Origin of the sequence: Streptomyces sp. SudanB5_2050, assembly GCF_964272335.1 — a bacterium.
GTDB lineage: Bacteria > Actinomycetota > Actinomycetes > Streptomycetales > Streptomycetaceae > Streptomyces > Streptomyces rochei.
The window spans coordinates 6867374-6883908 of record NZ_OZ186760.1 but is presented as its reverse complement, the minus strand read 5'-3'; the positions used below and the strand labels follow the sequence as shown (position 1 = coordinate 6883908).

Here is a 16535-nt window from a genome sequence, read left to right as displayed (position 1 = left end):
CCGGGTGGCCGCGCGGTGCCCCCGACGGGCGCAGGCCCCCGGGCGGGCCTGTATGGGATCGAACCACGAAGTACGCGTGACCGGCGCACCGGGCACACCGGCGCTCGCCCCACGGTAGCGGCGGCAGGGGCGGGCGGGCCAGGGAATTGACACGCCCGGTCCGCCGCCGCGCTCACCACTTGCCGGGCGCGTAGTCCTTCAGGAAGACGCCGTACAGGTCCTCGCCCGCCTCGCCGCGCACCACCGGGTCGTAGACGCGGGCGGCGCCGTCGACCAGGTCGAGCGGGGCGTGGAAGCCGGCCTCTGCCAGGCGCAGCTTGTCGTAGTGGGGCCGCTCGTCGGTGATCCAGCCGGTGTCGACCGAGGTCATCAGGATGCGGTCGGTGTCGAACATCTCCTGGGCACTGGTCCGGGTCACCATGTTCATGGCCGCCTTGGCGGCGTTGGTGTTCGGGTGGCCGGCGCCCTTGTAGCCGCGGGCGAACACCCCTTCCATCGCCGAGACGTTGACGACGTAGGCGCGTCCCGAGGCGGCCCGGCGCGCGGCCTCGGCCATCGCCGGGCGCAGCTTGCTGATGAGGATGAAGGGCGAGGTGTAGTTGCACAGCTGGGTCTCGAGCAGTTCGACCGGGGAGATCTGCTCGATGGTCTGGACCCAGGTGTTGGTGTCGACGACGTCGGGCAGCAGCCCGCCCGCGTCGATGGCGGTGCCCTCGCGGTGCCGGACCACGCTGGCGTTGCCGGCGACCAGCGCGAGGTCGGCCACCTTCTGCGCGTCCAGGCCCGAGGTGCCGACGGGCAGCGCGGCCAGGCCGTCCACCGCACCGGAGTTGAAGGCGCCGATGACGTGGTGGGCGGGCAGTTCCCCGGCCGGCAGCGGGGCGCTCTCACCCTCGACGAGCGCCGCGTAGGCGGAGGGCAGGCGCCGTACCGTCTGGGTGGCGTTGTTGATCAGGATGTCGAGCGGGCCCTGCTCGGTGACCTGGTCGGCCAGGGCCACGGCCTGGGCGGGGTCGCGCAGGTCGATGCCGACGACCTCCAGGCGGTGGATCCAGTCGGCGGAGTCGTCCATGGCCGTGAAGCGGCGGATGGCGTCCTTGGGGAACCGGGTCGTGATCGTGGTGTGGGCGCCGTCGCGCAGCAGCCTGAGCGCGATGTACATGCCGATCTTGGCCCGGCCGCCGGTCAGCAGCGCGCGCTTGCCGGTGAGGTCCGCGCGCGCGTCGCGGCGGGCCCGGTTCTCGGCGGCGCAGTCCTGGCAGAGCTGGTGGTAGAAGTAGTCGACCTCGACGTACCGCGCCTTGCAGACGTAGCAGGAGCGGGGACGCTGGAGTATCCCCGCGATCGTGCCCTCCTCCGTGCGGGAGGAGGGCAGGATGCCCTCGGTCTCGTCGTCGATGCGCTGGGCGGAGCCGGTGGCGGTGGCCTCGGTGACCGCCTTGTCGTGGGCGGTCTTGGCGGCCCGGCGCTCCTGGCGGCGGCGCTGCTTGACCATGCGGTAGATGTGCGAGGTGGCCCGGCGGACCGCGATCGCGTCCGGGTGGTCGACGTCCAGCTCGTCGAGTTCCTTGAGCACGTCGAGGCAGACGGCGAGCCGTTCGGGGTCGATGCCGGGGCCGTACGCGGACGGGGTCACCTCGTCCGTGGTCGCCGAACCGTCCTGTGTCACCGTCATCGCCGTCGCCGTTCCCTGATCACCGTCGCGGCGCTCCGGGAGGCGACCGCTGTCGAACAGCGGATTTTATTCAGCGCCGGGCCCGGAACCAAACCCGCGGGGGTCAGGGACGGCAGGCCGTGAGCAAGGTCTCCACCTCCTCGGTCAGGGCCCGGGCGAACCGGTCGAGGTCCGGCACGGCCTTCGCGTCGGCGACCAGGCCGTAGTGGACCCGTCCGCGGTACGTCGAGACGGCCACCGCCAGGGCGTGGCCGCGGGCCAGCGGCGCCAGCGGGTAGACCTCGGTGAGCGGGTGGCCGCCCAGGCGCAGGCCGAGGCTGGGCAGGGGCACGCTGGTGACCAGGATGTCGAACCAGAGCCGGGCGGCGCCCGAGACCAGCGGCCCGCCGAGCCGGTGGCCGAGCGCCGGGACGTGGTCGGCGAGCAGGGCGACGGCGCCGGCGCCCCGGCCCGGGCCGGCGTCCTTGTTGCGGTCCATGGCGGAGCGGACCGTGCCGAGGCGGGAGAGGGGGTCGGGGTCGCCGACCGGAAGCCGTATCAGGTACCCGGAGAGCCGGTTGCCCTGGGGGTGGGCGGTGCGCGGACGGCGCTTGGAGACGGGGATCAGGGCGCGGGGCGCGACGCCCTCGCTGCCGTCGCCGCGCTCGTCCAGCCAGCGGCGCAGGGCACCGGCGACGACCGCGATCAGTACGTCGTTGACGGTGCCGCCGGTGCTCTTGCGCACGTGGTGCACGTCGTCGAGGTCCACGGCGACGCCGGCGGTGCGGCGGGTGCCGGAGGACGCGGCGGTGAGCGCGGGCGAGGAGCGCACGTCGAGGGTGGACAGGGCCGCGGCGGCGCCGATGTCGAGGGCGCGGCCCGCGTCGGACAGGGCGCCGCGCAGCCGCTCGGGCAGGGCGCGGACGTCCGGCAGCAGTCCGCGCGGCGGCTCCTCGGGGCGGGGCCGGGGGGCGGGCAGGTCCATCGGGTCGAGGACGCCCGCCGCGAGGGAGAGGGCGCGCAGGCCGTCGGCCAGGGCGTGGTGGAACTTGAACAGCACGGCGAAGCGGTCGCCGTCCGCGCCGGGCAGCACATGCGCCTCCCACGGCGGCCGGCCGCGTTCCAGCGGGCGTTCCATGAGGCGGCCGGCCCGGGCGTGGAAGTCCGTCGTCGGGGCGTGCAGCCGGACGTGGTCGAGCGGGTCGAAGTGCGGGTCGGGCTCGCGGGTGGCGCCGCCGAAGGCGAAGGGGCGGCGCAGTGCGAGCGGCGGCTGCCAGGTGTCCCTGATCCTCATCCGCAGGCCGGGCACCGCGGGGGCGCGGGCCGCGAGCAGGTCGGCGGCGTGGGCGCCCGCGGTGGGCGAGCGGGCCGTGAAGACGCCGAGCGCGCCGAGGTGCATGGGGTGCGCGGCGGACTCGATGTTCCAGAACGCCAGGTCGAGGGGAGCGAGCGGATCGGAAGTCAAGGGCGTGCCTCGCAAGGACGTCGGGTGAACAAGCAGTCAATCGCCCTTCGCCGATTACGGTCAAGTACGATCAGGCTACGCACAGTTAACAGCAGATTAAAGTCCCGCCCCTGGGAAAGGGGCGGGACTGCGGTGATCACTGGGGCGGGCGCGCTCACTCCTGTGCGGGCGGCGCCGTCCGGCGCGAGGTTCCCACCCGGACGGCTGCGGGCCGACCGTGGACCGAGCGCGCCGGTCGACGGTCGGACCCGCCGGCCGCTCAGGCGGTCGGGCAGCCCGCGGGAACGGGCCGGGACGCGTCCTGGATCAGGGCCTCGTGGGCGGCCTTCACCCGCTCCACGTCCGGCTTGAGGACCTTGCGGTCATAGGTGGTCAGGCCGTTCAGCTCTCCCTCGACATCCGAGATCTGGGTGTAGACGGCGCCGTTGCTGCCCCGGCAGACCAGGGCGCGCACCTCGTCGAGCTTGGTGAGGTAGTCGTCCGTGTACGTCTCGGGGTCGACGTCGACGTACGACTGCTGCACCGACCAGGCGTGCCCGGGCACCGCGAGGCCGAGACCGCCGTACTCGCCGGTGACCAGGGCCCGTCGGCCGTCCGGGGAGGGCGGCAGGGCGGGGCTCGGGTAGCCGTGCTCGTCCATGAGGTCGCCGGCGCCGCCGTCGGCCCCGAGGTTCAGGCCGGACTGGTTGTTGACCAGGCGGGTCGGGTCCCAGGACTTGGCCTGCTCGGCGACGCGCTTGATGTCGTACTGGCCCCAGCCCTCGTTGAAGGTGACCCACATGATCACCGACGGGCTGCTGATGTGCTCGTCGATCATCTCCTTCATCTCCCGCTCGTACTGGGCACGGGCGGCGGTGCCCGGGTTCTTCCCGGCCGTCATCGCGGGCATGTCCTGCCACACCAGCAGTCCCAGCCGGTCCGCCCAGTAGAACCAGCGGTCGGGCTCGACCTTGATGTGCTTGCGCACGGAGTTGAAGCCGAGCCGCTTGTGCAGCCTCAGATCGTGCGCAAGGGCCTCGTCGGTGGGCGCGGTGTGCAGGCCGTCCGGCCAGAAGCCCTGGTCGAGGGTGGCCATCAGGAAGACCGGCTCACCGTTGAGCATCGTGCGCGGCACGCCGTTCACCTTCTCGACGGCGACGGAGCGCATGCCGAAGTAGCTGTCGACGCGGTCCCGGCCGACGGTGACCTTCAGGTCGTACAGGAACGGGTCGTCGGGCGACCACAGGCGCGGGTCGCGGATCCTCAGGGTCAGCGGCTCGCCGGTGCGTCCGCTCACCGTGGCGACCTTACGGTGTCCCGCGTACGCCGTGGCGCGGACCGGTACGCCGTCGCGCACGCCCTGCGGCTCCACGGTCAGGGTGCTCGCGGCCCCGTCGACGCGCGGGGTGAGCTTCAGGGAGTCGACGTGGTCCGGGGCGACCGGCTCCATCCAGACGGTCTGCCAGATGCCGGAGCTGGGCGTGTACCAGATGCCGCTCGGGTCCAGGCGCTGCTTGCCGACCGGCGGGTTCTCGCCGTCCGCCGAGTCGGTCGGGTCGTGGACGCCGACGATCAGCTCCTGCGTACGGCCGGGCTTCAGCGCGTCGGTGACGTCGGCGCTGAACTTGTCGTAACCGCCCTTGTGGTCGGCGACCTCGACGCCGTTGACGTACACCTCGGAGTGCCAGTCGACGGCACCGAAGTTGAGCTTGAGGCGCTTGCCGTGACCGATGTGCCAGTCGCGGGGCACGGTGAAGGTGCGGCGGTACCACATGCGGTCCTCGTGCCGCTGGATGCCGGAGAGCTGGGACTCCACCGGGTACGGGACGAGGATGCGCTCCTTCAGCTCCTTGCCGACCGGCGGCTCCTCGCCGGCCTCGGCGGCGGCGAACTGCCAACGGCCGTTGAGGTTCTGCCAGTCGTCGCGGGTCAACTGCGGGCGCGGGTATTCCGGGAGGGCGTTGTCCGGGCCCACCTCGTCGGCCCAGTCGGTGCGCAGTTCGTAGGTGGACTTGTTGCCGCCACTGCTCCAGAAGGCGCTGACAACGTTGCCCTCGGCGTCGGCGAGGCCGCCCTCGCCGTCGTAGCGGACGTCGGCGGTGCCGGGTGCGTCGCCGTCCTTGTTGCCGACGACGGGCTGGTCGAGAGCGACGAGGAGGGCGGTCGGGTCGGCCGGGTCGACCTTCGCCTCGCCGAGCGGCCACCGGGCGCCGCCGATCACCGCTTCGAGGTGGTCGGCGAGGCCGGCGGGGGCGGTCGCGAGCGGGCGGGGGAAGTCGAGCTTGAGGGTGCGGCCGGTGGCGGTGACGGTGGTCGCGGTGGCGCCGTCGTAGTCGAAGCCGTCGGGCAGGCGGAACGCGGACTGCGGGACGGGCTCCTTGCCGCCGCCGGGCTCGGTCCAGCGCAGGTGGAGGTTGGAGCCGCCGTAGTGCTCGAAGTACTCCAGCTTGATGTCGTAGGACCGGCCGGCCGTCAGCTCGACGGGCTCGGCGAACTGTTCGCGGTCCCAGTCGTCGACCCAGTGGTCGATGGCGAGCCGCCCGTCGATCCAGAGGCGGAAGCCGTTGTCGCCGGTGATCGAGAAGGTGTGGGCGCCGGTCTTCTCCGGCACCAGCTTGCCGGTCCAGCGGACGCTGACGTCGTCCGACTGCCCGGTGGCGAAGCTCAGACGCGGTTCCAGGGTGTCGAAGTCGAGCTGCGGGTCGAAGCCGGTGGCCTTCAGCTCGTGGAAGTCGAAGGCGCCGGGGGCGGACTGGGTGTAGTACTCGCCCTTCAGGCCGTGGATCTCGGCGGTGTCGTCGGCTGCCGCGCTCGCGTGCGGCACGGCGGCGAGTGTGCCGACACCGAGTGCGGCGGCCAGCAGTAACGCCAGGCGGTCTCTGAGTCGTTTGGTGCGCACGGACCCTCTCCTCGGAACGGGTGGTGGCCGATGGCTCAGGACATCGATGTCATACATCGATGTAACGCAGAGGTGCAGAGGCATGACAGCACGGAATCCGCCCGACGTCCAGGGACATGACAACAGCCCCGGGCGTCACGCGCGTTCCGCCCCGCCCGGGGCCGCCGTCCGGCCCTCACGGCACCCGCTGCCCCTTGCCCAGCGCGATCACGCCCCCCTTGGAGACGGTGTACAGCTCGGCGTCCCGTTCCGGGTTGACGCCGATCGTCGCGCCGGGCGGCACGTCCACGTTCTTGTCCAGCACCGCCCCGCGCACCACCGCGCCCCGCCCGATGTGCACGTTGTCGTGCAGCACCGAGCCCTGCACGACCGCTCCGGGGTCGACCACCACGCCCGGCGAGAGCACCGACCGGGTCACCTGCCCCCGCACCAGACAGCCCGCGCTGATGATCGACTCGCCGGCGATGCCGCCGGCGTTGAAGCGGGCCGGGGAGAGCTGGGCGGAGTGGGTGTAGATCGGCCAGTCGCGGTTGTAGAGGTTGAAGGCGGGCCGCTCGGCGATCAGGTCCATGTGGGCGTCGTAGTAGGAGTCGAGGGTGCCGACGTCCCGCCAGTAGCCCTGGTCCCGGGTGGTCTCCCCCGGCACGTGGTTGGCGCTGAAGTCGTAGAGCGCGGCCTCTCCCCGGTCGGTGAGCTGCGGCAGGATCGAGCCACCCATGTCGTGCACCGAGTGCTCGTCCTCGGCGTCCCGGTGCAGGGCCTCGACCAGGGCCTTGGTGGTGAAGACGTAGTTGCCCATCGAGGCGAAGACGCACTCGGGGTCGTCGGCCAGACCGGGCGGGTCGGCGGGCTTCTCCAGGAAGCCCGCGACGGTACGGCCGTCGGAGCCCGGTGTGATCACGCCGAAGGACGAGGACTCGCCGCGCGGGACCCGTATCCCGGCGACGGTCACGCCCGCGCCGGACTCGATGTGCTGGGCGAGCATCTGACGCGGGTCCATCCGGTACACGTGGTCGGCGCCGAACACCGCGACGTACTCGGGCTGTTCGTCGTGGACCAGGTTGAGGGACTGCAGGATGGCGTCGGCGCTGCCCAGGTACCAGCGCGGGCCGAGACGCTGCTGGGCGGGGACCGGGGTGACGTAGTTGCCGAGCAGGCTGGACATCCGCCAGGTGGTGGTGATGTGCCGGTCCAGGGAGTGCGACTTGTACTGGGTGAGGACGCAGATCCGCAGGATGTCGCCGTTGACCAGGTTGGACAGCACGAAGTCGACAAGCCGGTACGTGCCGCCGAAGGTGACCGCGGGTTTGGCGCGGTCCGCGGTCAGGGGCATCAGGCGTTTGCCCTCCCCGCCCGCCAGCACGATCCCGAGCACCGAAGGACCTCCACGACGCATGGCCGCTCCCCTCACCCTCGTTCACCCCGACTGCCCCGGGCGGGGCGGCCTAAGCCTGCTTGAGGATCTCCTCGTAGAGCCGGACGGTGCGGCGGGCCACCACGTCCCAGCCGAACTCCGCCACCGCCCGCGCCCGGCCCGCCTCGCCCATCCGCCGGGCGGCGTCCGGGTCGCCGAGGAGGGAGTCGAGGGCCCGGGCGAGACCCGCCTCGAAGTCGCGGTCCACGTCCGCGGTCCCGGACGCGTCCCTCGGGACCAGCACCCCCGTCTCACCGTCCGCCACGACCTCGGGGATGCCGCCGATCCGGGAGGCCACGACGGGCGTGCCGCAGGCCATCGCCTCCAGGTTCACGATGCCGAGGGGCTCGTACACGGACGGGCAGACGAAGACGGCGGCGTGGGTCAGCAGTTGGATCACCTCGGGGCGCGGCAGCATCCGGGGGATCCAGTGCACACCCTCCCGGGACCGGCTCAACTCGGCGAAGAGCTCCCGGAACTCCCGGTCGATCTCCGGGGTGTCCGGGGCGCCGGCGCACAGCACGAGCTGCGCGGCCGGATCGATGGCGCGCGCGGCGCGCAGCAGGTGCGGCACGCCCTTCTGGCGGGTGATGCGGCCGACGAACAGGACGTACGGGCGGGAGCGGTCGAGGCCGATCCGGTCCAGGGCGTCGGTGCCGGGGTCGGGCCGGTAGAGGGTGGTGTCGATGCCGTTGTGCACGACGTGGACCCGGTCCGCCGCGATCGCCGGGTAGCAGGCGAGGACGTCCTCGCGCATGGCGCCGGAGACGGCGATCACCGCGTCGGCGCTCTCCACGGCGGTGCGCTCGGCCCAGCTCGACAGCGCGTAACCGCCGCCCAACTGCTCGGCCTTCCAGGGGCGCAGGGGCTCCAGCGAGTGCGCGGTCACCACGTGCGGCACGCCGTGGAGGAGCTTGGCGAGGTGGCCGCCGAGATTGGCGTACCAGGTGTGGGAGTGGACCAGCTCGCGGCCTTGGAGGGCGGCGGCCATGGCGAGGTCCACGGAGAAGGTGCGCAGCGCGTCGTTGGCGCCGTCGAGGGCGGACCAGGAACGGTGGCGCAACACCCCTTCGGTGCGGCCCTCGCCCCAGCAGTGCACGTCCAGGTCGACCAGGCGCCCGAGTTCGCGGGCGAGGAACTCCACGTGGACGCCCGCGCCGCCGTAGACGTCCGGCGGGTACTCGCGGGTCAGCAGTCCCACACGCACCCGGAACCTCCCGTGCTCGGCGGCTGGTCCCCTCATGGTCACCCGGACGGGGCGTCTGGGGAAGGGTGCGTGAGGGGTGAGGACCGAGGAGGCGCGGGCGGAGAGGGGAAACAGCAGTCGCCGCAGACCCCCGATCCGGGCACCCGGTAGTAGAGGCAGCAGCTGCGGCGCCGGAAGGCGATGCCGTCCCGAGCGGCGGTCAGGGTGCCGGTTCCGGCGAGCAGGGGGTGGGCGAGGAGACCGGCGGTCAGGGCGCGGGCGCGTTCGGCGGTGTCCGGTCGGCCGGCGCGGCGGGCCCAGCGGTCCAGTTCCCGGCCGGCGCCGGCCAGCGCGGAGGCCGCGTTGCCCCACAGCAGCCCGGTCGCGACGCGGTACCGGGCGTGCACGGCCGCCGTCAGCGGCGCGATGTGGTCGCGGAGCACGACGCCCGCGGCGGTGGCCGCGTCGCCGGGCAGGGGTCTCACACCGGTGAGCCAGAGGTCGTCGGGGGCACTCGCGTCGGGGTCCCAGCGCAGCAGTCGCGGAGCGAGGTACGGGACCCGGCCGTAGAGCGCGGCGCACCCCAGCGTCACCGACCACAGCCGGGCCGCGAGCCCCTGGTGAGCCACGGAGGCGGCGACCCGGGGCTCGGGGGCACACAGTGCCGCGGCGACCTTCCGGACGCGGAAGGTCAGGGGGTTGTGAGGGTGCGGGGGGTGGGGGTGGGGCGTGGGGTGCGGTCGGGGGTTTATCGCGCCGTCGGCGTCGGTGCCAGGGACGGTGTCGGCGTAGGCGTCGGCGAGGGTGGGGAGCGGCGGGCTGCCCGGCTTCGGTGGCACCGTGTGCAGGAGGAAGAAGCCGCCGAGGGGGCGGAGGGCCGCGAGGCCGGGGTCCAGGTCCATGTCCGATTCCGAGTCCGAGTCCGTGTCGGGGGCCGCTCCGGGGGCCGCGTCGAGGCCCTGGTCGGGGCCGCGTCGCAGTCCGCGTCGAGGTCCACGGGGAGCAGTAGTATCAGGGCCCCTAGGGACTTAGGTCAGGGGCCCGGGCCGTCAGGCGCCCACCCTGGGGAGGACGGCGGCGCTGTCGTACTCCATCGGCAGTAGGACCCAATGAGTGCTCAGGGACGACGACGGGAAGCTCCCGGGACGGCATCGTGTTGTCCATGGAAGACGACCGTTCGCCGCGTCGGGCCGAGAGCCCCCGCCTCACGCAGAGGAGCAGCCGATGAGCGCCCTCGCGTTGTCCGTGCTGCTGTCGCTCGTCTCCGCCGTGGCGTACGCGGGCGGAGCGATCGTGCAGGAGCAGGTGGCGGCGTCCTCCCCCGGTGCTCAGTACGCTCCGCTGCGCCGGCCCGGCTGGTGGGCGGCGGTCGCGCTCAACGGCCTCGGCGGCCTCCTGCACGTCGTGGCCCTCGCCCTCGGCCCGCTGAGTCTGGTGCAGCCGCTGGGTGCCCTCACCATCGTGTTCGCGCTGCCCATGGCGGCGCTCTTCGTGGGCCGCAGGGCCGGAGCGACGGCCTGGCGGGGCGCGTTGATGGCGACGGTCGGTCTCGCCGGTCTGCTGGCCCTGGTCGGCGCGTCCGACGCGCAGTCGCTGGACACGGCGCAGCGGATCGCCACGGCCGGGGTCACCGGCGCGGTGGTCGTCGCCCTGATGATCGCCGGGCGGGCCGCCCACCGGCATCCGGCGGTGCGCAGCATCCTGCTGGCCACCGCGTCCGGCATCGCCTTCGGCATGTCCTCGGTCTTCACCAAGTCCGTCGCGGTCGACTGGACCGGCGGCGTGTCGGCCGCCGACCTGCCCTCCATGGCCGTGATCGGTGTGCTCGCCACGGCCGGCATGCTCCTGTCCCAGGCTTCGTACCGGGGCGCCGGTCTCGCCGCACCGCTGGCCACGCTCACGGTCGTGAACCCGGTGGTGGCGGCGGTGGTCGGCATCACGATGTTCGGCGAGACGTTCCGCTACGGCACGACGGGCACCGTGCTCGCCCTGGGCTGCGGCGTGGTGGCCGCGGGCGGGCTGATCCTGCTGACGACGGAGCGGATCGCGCGGGAGGCCGCCGAGGAGGCGGCGTCGACCGCAGCTCCGGACGGGGTGATCGTGCCGGACGAGGTGGTCGTGCCGACCGGTGCGGTCGTGTCAGCTGAGGCGGTCGTACCGGCTGAGGCGGTCGTGCCTGTGGCCGAGACGGTGGCGGCCGGGGCCGCGGTGGCAGGGACCCCCGTGGCAGCCGCTCTGGCAGGGGCCGCGGTGGTCCCGGGCCCCGCCGAGGAGCGGTATGAGGGGCGACGGGCGCCGGTGCGGAGCGAGGCTCCGCTACCCGTCCCTCAGGTCTCGTACGGTCCCTTGTACGGAGGCCCCTTCATCCCGCCCACCGTGTTCGACCGGCACCGGGTGCGGATCAGATCCTGACCCCGCCGGCCCGCAGGTACGCCACCGGGTCGACGTCCGAGCCGAAGCCGGGCCCCGTCCGCACCTCGAAGTGCAGATGCGGGCCCGTGCTGTTGCCGGTGGAGCCCGAGCGCCCGATCCGCTGCCCGGCGCCCACCGACTGGCCGTCCTTCACGGAGATCGCCGAGAGGTGGGCGTACTGCGAGTAGCGGCCGTCCTCGTGCCGGACGACCACCTGGTAGCCGTAGGAGCCGCCCCACCCCGCGCTGACCACCCGGCCCGCGGCGACCGACTTGACCGAGGTACCGGTGGGCACGGCGAAGTCGACGCCGGTGTGGTAGCCCTTCGACCAGGAGGAGCCCGCCTTGCGGTAGGGCGTGCCGGTGGAGGCGTCGACGGGGGCGACGACGGCCTGGTGGGGAGCGGCCTTCGCGGCGGACTTGGCGGCCTTCTGAGTACCGCCGTCGGGAGCCGACTTCTTCGGCGCCTTCTCCGGCTTCTGCTTCTGCTGTTGCTTCGGCTTCTCCTGTTGCCTCGGCTTTTCCTGTTGCTTCCGCTCCGGTTCGGCCTGCCGTTTCCGCGGGGATTCCGGGCGGGGCGCCGTGGCGGTCCGCCCGTCGCGGAGGGCCAGGCGCTGGCCGGGCAGGATCAGGTCGGGGTCCGCCCCGATCTCGGCGCGGTTGGTCTCGTACAACCCGTGCCAGCCGCCGCGCACCTGCTGGGCGTCGGCGATGCCCGACAGGGTGTCGCCGGTGACGACCGTGTACATCTGGGCCTTGCCCGCCCGGGACTGCGGTGTGGTCTGTGGCTTGACGTCCTGTACCGGGTCGGACTTCCGGGTGGGGGACTTCCGGGACTCGGACTTGCCGGAGCCGGACTTCGCCGGGCCGGACCTGTCGGACTCCCCGGTGGACGGGGCGGACGCCGGACGGATATCGGGCGCGGCACCGCCCCGGGCCAGTCCGGCACGCTGGGAGCACACCGGCCAGGCACCGGGGCCCTGCCCGTCCAGCACCTTCTCGGCGATGGCGATCTGCTGGTCCTTGGTGGCCAGGTCCGCGCGCGGGGCGTACCGCGTGCCGCCGAACGCCTCCCAGGTGGACTGGGTGAACTGCAACCCGCCGTAGTAGCCGTTGCCGGTGTTGATGTCCCAGTCGTTGGTGGACTCGCAGGCGGCGACCTTGTCCCAGGTCTCCACGTCGGCCGCCTGTGCCGTGCCGGTGCCGACGAGCGGGAGCGCCAGTCCGGCGCCGCCCGCGGTGACGGTCAGGGAGGCGCGGTTGATCCTGTTCGGCTGATACCGGCGGTGCCGGCCGCGTACGGCCATGGGGGTCCCCCTCGACAGTGCGTCAGGAGCCGCAAAAGTATGCGCCGGTAACAGGCCATGACAAGACGGCAATCGGCCGGTTGGCCACCGCAAGTGGCGGATAACGGACTCCGGTTGGCCGATCGGAGGTGAGCCGGGTGAGGCTTCCGGCCCCCTTAGCGCGTACTGGATTCCGCCGGGCCAGGAGGTGCGTCCGGCGTACCGGCACGTCAGGATGGTCGGGCGACGGAACCGGCCATACTGGCGGGCACGAACGGCACCACGGACACCAAGGTCACTAGGAGCCATCCTCATGAGCAAGACAGCGCAGATCGGCGTCACGGGCCTCGCGGTCATGGGCCGCAACCTCGCCCGGAACTTCGCCCGCAACGGCTACACGGTCGCGTTGCACAACCGGACCGCGTCCCGCACGCACGCGCTGGTGGAGGAGTTCGGGAGCGAGGGCGACTTCGTGGCCACCGAGACGGCCAAGGAGTTCGTGGCGGCGCTGGAGCGGCCCCGGCGTCTGGTCGTCATGGTGAAGGCCGGTGACCCGACCGACGCGGTGATCCGTGAGTTCGCCCCGCTGCTGGAGCCCGGTGACATGATCATCGACGGCGGCAACGCCCACTTCGCCGACACCCGGCGCCGGGAGCGCGAGCTGCGCGAGCAGGGCATCCACTTCGTCGGCACCGGCATCTCGGGCGGTGAGGAGGGCGCGCTGCACGGCCCGAGCATCATGCCTGGCGGCTCGAAGGAGTCGTACGACTCGCTCGGCCCGATGCTGGAGAAGATCTCGGCCAAGGCGGCCGACGGAGCGCCGTGCGTCACGCACGTGGGCCCCGACGGCGCCGGACACTTCGTGAAGATGGTGCACAACGGCATCGAGTACGCCGACATGCAGCTGATCGGCGAGGCGTACCAGTTGCTGCGGGACGTAGCCGGGTACTCCCCCGCCCGGATCGCCGACATCTTCCGCACCTGGAACACCGGCCGCCTGGACTCGTACCTGATCGAGATCACCGCCGAGGTGCTCTCGCACGTGGACGCGGCGACGGGCAAGCCGTTCGTGGACGTCGTGGTCGACCAGGCGGAACAGAAGGGCACGGGCCGCTGGACGGTGCAGATCGCCCTCGACCTGGGCGTGCCGGTCTCCGGCATCGCGGAGGCGGTCTTCGCCCGCTCCCTGTCCGGTCACTCGGCGCTGCGCGACGCCTCCCACGGCCTGGCGGGTCCCAAGGCGGCGCCGCTCGGCGAGTCGGAGGCCGGGGCCTTCGCCGACCGGGTGGAGCAGGCGCTGTACGCGTCGAAGATCGTCTCCTACACCCAGGGCTTCCACGAGATCGCGGCGGGCAGCGCGGAGTACGGCTGGGACATCGACCTCGGTGCGGTCTCCGCCCTCTGGCGCGGCGGCTGCATCATCCGGGCGGCCTTCCTGGACCGCATCCGCGCCGCCTACGACGCCCGCCCGGACCTGCCGAGCCTGCTGTCGGACGACACCTTCGCGCGGGAGATCGCCGAGGCCCAGGACGACTGGCGCGAGGTACTGGTCTCCGCAACCCGCCAGGGTGTACCCACGCCGGGCTTCGCCGCCGCCCTCGCCTACTACGACGCCCTGCGCGCCGAGCGGCTGCCGGCCGCGCTGACGCAGGCGCAGCGGGACTACTTCGGGGCACACACCTACCGGCGCACCGACCGCGACGGCGCGTTCCACACGCTGTGGGGCGGGGACCGGTCGGAGGTCGACGCGTAGGCCGTACCGGTCGTACGGCCGCCTAAGACGTACCGGTCGTACGGACCTGCTCCCCGTACGGATCCCCTCCCCGTACGGATGCGGACCGTCGCCGCTGCGTCCGCGCCCTGCCGCGTCAGGTGAGCGGCGGCCCCGGCTCCGGGTCGGGCACCGGCTCCGGTCCCGGCGGGATCGGGGACGGAGAGGGCTCGGGCGGGCCCGGGTGCGGGGGCGGTGGCTGCGGACCGGGGCCCGGAGGCTGAGGCGTCGGCTGCGGTCCCGGGCCGGGAGGCTGAGGCGTCGGCTGGGGTCCGGGGCCCGGAGGCGGGGGCGGGGGCGTCGGTTCCGGGCCGGGGCCGGGGGTCGGCACCGGGTCCGGGTGCGGCTGGGGCTCCGGGTCCGGCCCAGGGGTGGGTCCCGGTGTGGGACCGGGCGGGACGGGATCCGGATACGGGTTCGTCATGGCTGCTGTCCTCCGGCCAGTCGGTCGACGTCGGCTCTGGACTTGTCCCCCGCCTACCCGGGGGCCGTCTCCCCACTCACCCCTCCGCGCGAACGCGCCGGGCCCAGGTGGCTCAGAGGTACAGGGCTCAGCGGCTCATAGGTACCGGGACCGAGCGGCTCGGACGCGCTGGGCCCAACGGTTCAGAGGTACTGAGACCAGGCGGTTCGAAGACGAGGGCGGGCTTCACCGAGGGGCCCGCGCCGTCCGGTCCTCACTCCGTCCGGTAGTCACTCCGTCCCGTACTCACTCCGTCCGGTACTCACTGCCGCCGCCGCAGCGGCCAGTCCGGGGCCGGGGCTGGCCAGCACCGGCACGGCGGCCCCGGTCCGCTCACCGGCCGGTGCCATGGATGCCTGCGCCAGGACGATCACGTCGGCGTCGGTGACGGCGTCCGCCGCGTCGGCCACCAGCCGCAGGTAGCCCTCGGTGTCACCGGCCTCGAAGCGCTCCCACGCGCCGTCGACCAGGCGGGACCGCACCTCGACGGCACGCCCGGCGCGCCGGGCCTCGTCCTCGACGAGCGCGGCGGTGGGCGCGAGCGTGCTCCGGAGGGCGGCCAGGACGACGACGCGCGAGCCCGCGACCACCGCCGCGGCGGCCATCGGCCGGTCCACCCGCAACACCGGCGCCCCGGCGTCGCCGGCGACCGCCTCGGCGACCTGGCCGATGGTCGAGCAGGTGCACAGAACGGCCCGCGCCCCCTCGCCGACGGCCCGCAGCACCGCCTCCCGGACGGCGCCGGTGACCGCCGCGGGCCCGTCGCGCCGCGCCACGTCCAGCAGCTCGGCGGCGACGTGGTGGCGCAGTTCCAGACCCGGGTGCGCCGCGTCGCGCAGGGCGTCGAAGACGGGGACGTGCACGGCGGAGGTGTGCAGCAGCGCCAGCAAGCATGCCCCCCGTGTCAGTCGGTCGTCGTCGGCGTCAGAAGCGCCCGGGGTGGGCCACGAGCCATTCCTTCGCCGCGCGCAGCAGCTCGGGGTCGGCCGCGGGCGCCTCGTCCGGATGACGCTCGGCCCACTTCACGACGTACGGGCACAGCGGCGCCACGACGACGCCCTCGCGCCGGGACAGCGCGTACAGCTCGCGCGCCAGCGAACCGGCGATGCCCTTGCCCTCGTGGGCCGGCTCGACGATGGTGTGCACGGGGACGAGGGCGCGCTCGGGGGCGTCCAGCACGAAGTACTCGATGCGGCCGACGACCTCGCCGTCGCCGATCGCCTCCAGGCGGCCCGCCGCCCGGTCGTCCCGGATCTCGATGTCGCTCACGGCCACGCTCCTCGTCCGCGCAGTTCGGTTCGTCAGGCCGAGACGGCCTGCGGGCTGCGTTCCTGGTCCGACCCCGGCACTGGTGCGGACGGGTCGGCGCCGAGGGCGACGATACGGTTGTCGCCGTCCACGTGCACGACCCGCGGCCGCAGGGACCGCGCCTCGGCGTCGCTGACCTGAGCGTAGCTGATGATGATCACCAGGTCGCCGGGGTGGACGAGGTGGGCCGCGGCCCCGTTGATCCCGATCACCCCGGACCCCCGCTCCCCCTCGATGACGTAGGTCTCGAGCCGGGCGCCGTTGGTGATGTCCACGATGTGCACCAGCTCGCCGGGCAGTAGATCGGCGGCGTCCAGCAGATCGGCGTCGATGGTGACGGAACCGACGTAGTGCAGGTCGGCCTGGGTGACGGTGGCGCGGTGGATCTTGGACTTGAACATGGTGCGCAGCATGTCGGACTCCTGGAAGACGGCTCCCTGCCTGCTTTGTGCAGGTCAAGGGCACGCTCGACCTTACACCGGTACCCCCCTCCGATGTTTGTGAGGAACGTCGCTCCAGTCGGACTGGATGGCTTCCCAGGGCCTGTGTCAGGGACGGTGCCCTTGCGGCGAGGAGTTTGATCACGCTCTGTACGTTGGCGTAAGCGGTGCCTTCGCTGATCCGGAAACCCGCGGCGAGCTTCGCGTAGGTCGTGTGCTCGCGCAGGTAGACCAGGGTGATGGGCGCCTGCGGAAGCGT

12 protein-coding genes and 1 pseudogene are annotated in these 16535 nt (G+C 73.0%); 2 read left to right on the top strand and 11 right to left on the bottom strand.

Features of this window, described 5'->3' with window-relative positions; translation table 11 throughout:
- Window positions 1-172 precede the first annotated feature (172 nt).
- The 6 genes from ACFZP7_RS30120 to ACFZP7_RS30095 form a co-directional block, all read right to left on the bottom strand.
- A complete protein-coding gene (locus ACFZP7_RS30120) occupies window positions 173-1675 on the bottom strand; it encodes an SDR family NAD(P)-dependent oxidoreductase (protein ID WP_385637051.1) in 1503 nt (500 codons plus the stop codon).
- Between the two features lie 103 nt (window positions 1676-1778).
- Window positions 1779-3119, bottom strand: coding sequence for a wax ester/triacylglycerol synthase family O-acyltransferase (locus ACFZP7_RS30115; protein ID WP_385637048.1), 1341 nt, complete (start codon window positions 3117-3119; stop codon window positions 1779-1781).
- A gap of 259 nt (window positions 3120-3378) precedes the next feature.
- Entirely contained in the window at window positions 3379-5997 is a 2619-nt protein-coding gene (locus ACFZP7_RS30110; RefSeq protein ID WP_385637046.1) for a PA14 domain-containing protein, read from the bottom strand.
- A gap of 175 nt (window positions 5998-6172) precedes the next feature.
- Window positions 6173-7393 (bottom strand): glucose-1-phosphate adenylyltransferase, encoded by a 1221-nt coding sequence (gene glgC / locus ACFZP7_RS30105; protein ID WP_127441631.1) that lies wholly within the window; start codon window positions 7391-7393, stop codon window positions 6173-6175.
- Between the two features lie 49 nt (window positions 7394-7442).
- Entirely contained in the window at window positions 7443-8618 is a 1176-nt protein-coding gene (gene glgA / locus ACFZP7_RS30100; RefSeq protein WP_385637043.1) for a glycogen synthase, read from the bottom strand.
- Window positions 8619-8656: 38 nt separating this feature from the next.
- Window positions 8657-9499, bottom strand: a complete 843-nt coding sequence (locus ACFZP7_RS30095) for a (2Fe-2S)-binding protein (protein ID WP_385637041.1) — start codon at window positions 9497-9499, stop codon at window positions 8657-8659.
- A 322-nt stretch (window positions 9500-9821) separates the two neighbouring features.
- On the opposite strand from ACFZP7_RS30095, the gene ACFZP7_RS30090 reads away from it, so the two are divergent.
- Window positions 9822-11009, top strand: coding sequence for a DMT family transporter (locus ACFZP7_RS30090; protein WP_385637038.1), 1188 nt, complete (start codon window positions 9822-9824; stop codon window positions 11007-11009).
- Here ACFZP7_RS30090 and ACFZP7_RS30085 read toward each other — a convergent pair.
- Window positions 10999-12315 (bottom strand): transglycosylase family protein, encoded by a 1317-nt coding sequence (locus ACFZP7_RS30085; RefSeq protein ID WP_385637036.1) that lies wholly within the window; start codon window positions 12313-12315, stop codon window positions 10999-11001. The genes ACFZP7_RS30090 and ACFZP7_RS30085 overlap by 11 nt on opposite strands.
- A 292-nt stretch (window positions 12316-12607) precedes the next feature.
- On the opposite strand from ACFZP7_RS30085, the gene gndA reads away from it, so the two are divergent.
- Window positions 12608-14047, top strand: a complete 1440-nt coding sequence (gene gndA, locus ACFZP7_RS30080; protein ID WP_086878732.1) for an NADP-dependent phosphogluconate dehydrogenase — start codon at window positions 12608-12610, stop codon at window positions 14045-14047.
- A 711-nt stretch (window positions 14048-14758) separates the two neighbouring features.
- On the opposite strand, the gene ACFZP7_RS30075 is transcribed toward gndA, so the two are convergent.
- The 4 genes and pseudogenes from ACFZP7_RS30075 to ACFZP7_RS30060 form a co-directional block, all read right to left on the bottom strand.
- Complete coding sequence (locus tag ACFZP7_RS30075; RefSeq protein WP_385637033.1) at window positions 14759-15418, bottom strand: aspartate/glutamate racemase family protein; 660 nt, start codon at window positions 15416-15418, stop codon at window positions 14759-14761.
- 34 nt (window positions 15419-15452) lie between these two features.
- The gene (locus ACFZP7_RS30070) at window positions 15453-15797 is read right to left on the bottom strand and encodes a GNAT family N-acetyltransferase (RefSeq protein ID WP_019330390.1); all 345 of its coding nucleotides are present in this window, start codon (window positions 15795-15797) and stop codon (window positions 15453-15455) included.
- Window positions 15798-15829: 32 nt separating this feature from the next.
- A complete protein-coding gene (panD, locus tag ACFZP7_RS30065; RefSeq protein WP_385637030.1) occupies window positions 15830-16249 on the bottom strand; it encodes an aspartate 1-decarboxylase in 420 nt (139 codons plus the stop codon).
- Between the two features lie 154 nt (window positions 16250-16403).
- Window positions 16404-16511, bottom strand: a pseudogene (locus tag ACFZP7_RS30060) (transposase family protein); the annotation flags it as partial.
- Window positions 16512-16535: the final 24 nt, after the last annotated feature.

What these genes read in the sequence shown, in the direction of transcription:
- ACFZP7_RS30090 (WP_385637038.1), top strand. Translation starts at nt 9,822, where the DNA reads ATGAGCGCCCTCGCGTTGTCCGTGCTGCTGTCGCTCGTCTCCGCCGTG.
- gndA (WP_086878732.1), top strand. Translation starts at nt 12,608, where the DNA reads ATGAGCAAGACAGCGCAGATCGGCGTCACGGGCCTCGCGGTCATGGGC.
- panD (WP_385637030.1), bottom strand. Translation starts at nt 16,249, where the DNA reads ATGCTGCGCACCATGTTCAAGTCCAAGATCCACCGCGCCACCGTCACC.
- ACFZP7_RS30120 (WP_385637051.1), bottom strand. Translation starts at nt 1,675, where the DNA reads ATGACGGTGACACAGGACGGTTCGGCGACCACGGACGAGGTGACCCCG.
- ACFZP7_RS30095 (WP_385637041.1), bottom strand. Translation starts at nt 9,499, where the DNA reads ATGGACCTGGACCCCGGCCTCGCGGCCCTCCGCCCCCTCGGCGGCTTC.
- ACFZP7_RS30085 (WP_385637036.1), bottom strand. Translation starts at nt 12,315, where the DNA reads ATGGCCGTACGCGGCCGGCACCGCCGGTATCAGCCGAACAGGATCAAC.
- glgC (WP_127441631.1), bottom strand. Translation starts at nt 7,393, where the DNA reads ATGCGTCGTGGAGGTCCTTCGGTGCTCGGGATCGTGCTGGCGGGCGGG.